Annotated in this window: 2 protein-coding genes; one reads left to right on the forward strand and one right to left on the reverse strand. The window is 62.2% G+C overall.

Annotated features, from left to right (window positions below):
- Position 1 precedes the first annotated feature (1 nt).
- Entirely contained in the window at positions 2 to 280 is a 279-nt protein-coding gene (locus ACFV20_RS37325; protein ID WP_385665677.1) for a putative quinol monooxygenase, read from the reverse strand.
- Between the two features lie 83 nt (positions 281 to 363).
- On the opposite strand from ACFV20_RS37325, the gene ACFV20_RS37330 reads away from it, so the two are divergent.
- Positions 364 to 900 carry an AMP-binding protein gene (locus tag ACFV20_RS37330; protein ID WP_385665680.1) on the forward strand — a complete coding sequence of 179 codons (537 nt, stop codon included), beginning with the start codon at positions 364 to 366 and terminating at the stop codon, positions 898 to 900.
- Positions 901 to 1,009 lie beyond the last annotated feature (109 nt).

Here is a 1,009-nt window from a genome sequence, read left to right on the forward strand (position 1 = left end):
ATCAGAGGCGTTCCAGCTGGACCGGCTCGGCCAGCAAGGCGCTCAGGGATTCGTTCAGGTCCTGGACGGCGATGCCCTTGGAATGCTTCTCCAGCAGTTCCTCGGACTCCCAACGCTCGGTCAGGACGAGCTTCTCCTCGGTGGCTTCGGTCAGTTCGTAACGGATGCAGCCGGGCTCGTTGACCACCTCATCGATCGCGATCTCAAGGGCGAGCTTCACGCGGAAAAATTCGCCGTCGTTGGGGATGAACGTTGCCTGCAGGTCGATGGGTGCACTCATGGCTTCAACACTACCGGGAGGACACGGTCACCTTTGAGCTGTTTACGGTTCTGTTGCGACGGCCGGCTTGGTAGCGTTCCGTCATGTTGTCCTACACCGCCGGAGACACTGACGTCCCGCTGCTCGAAGAGACCATTGGCGCCAACTTTGAACGGGTAGCGGCGCAGTTCCCGTTGCGGGATGCCTTGATCGAGGCGGCAGCGTCGCCGGGTGGGGAAGCCCGCCGCTGGAGTTACCAAAAGCTGAACGACGACGTCGATCGCCTTGCCCGCGCGCTCCTCGCCTTGGACGTCGCGAAGGGCGACCGGATTGGCATCTGGAGTCCCAACTGCGCCGAGTGGACCATCCTTCAATATGCCACCGCCAAGGTCGGTGCTGTTCTGGTCAACGTGAACCCGGCCTACCGAAGCCACGAGCTCGAATTCGTAGTGAAGCAGAACGGCATGCGGATGCTGGTAGCTGCTCCAACAGACAAGAACAGCGACTACGTCGGCATGGCCCGCGATGCCGCGCGTTCATGCCCGGAGCTCAAGGAAGTGGTGTTCCTCCCGGGTGATCCGCTCCTTGGCCTGCGCTACGGCATTCCGGAAACCAGCCACGAACGTACGCCGAACTGCTGACCCGGGCTGACGCCGTCGGGCCTTCCGCACTGCATGAGCGGATGGCAGAGCTGGACCCGCACGATCCCATCAACCTCCAGTACACCTCCGGAACCACGGGGTTCCCCAA

It is taken from the genome of Streptomyces sp. NPDC059696, assembly GCF_042733745.1.
Taxonomy (GTDB): Bacteria; Actinomycetota; Actinomycetes; order Streptomycetales; family Streptomycetaceae; genus Streptomyces.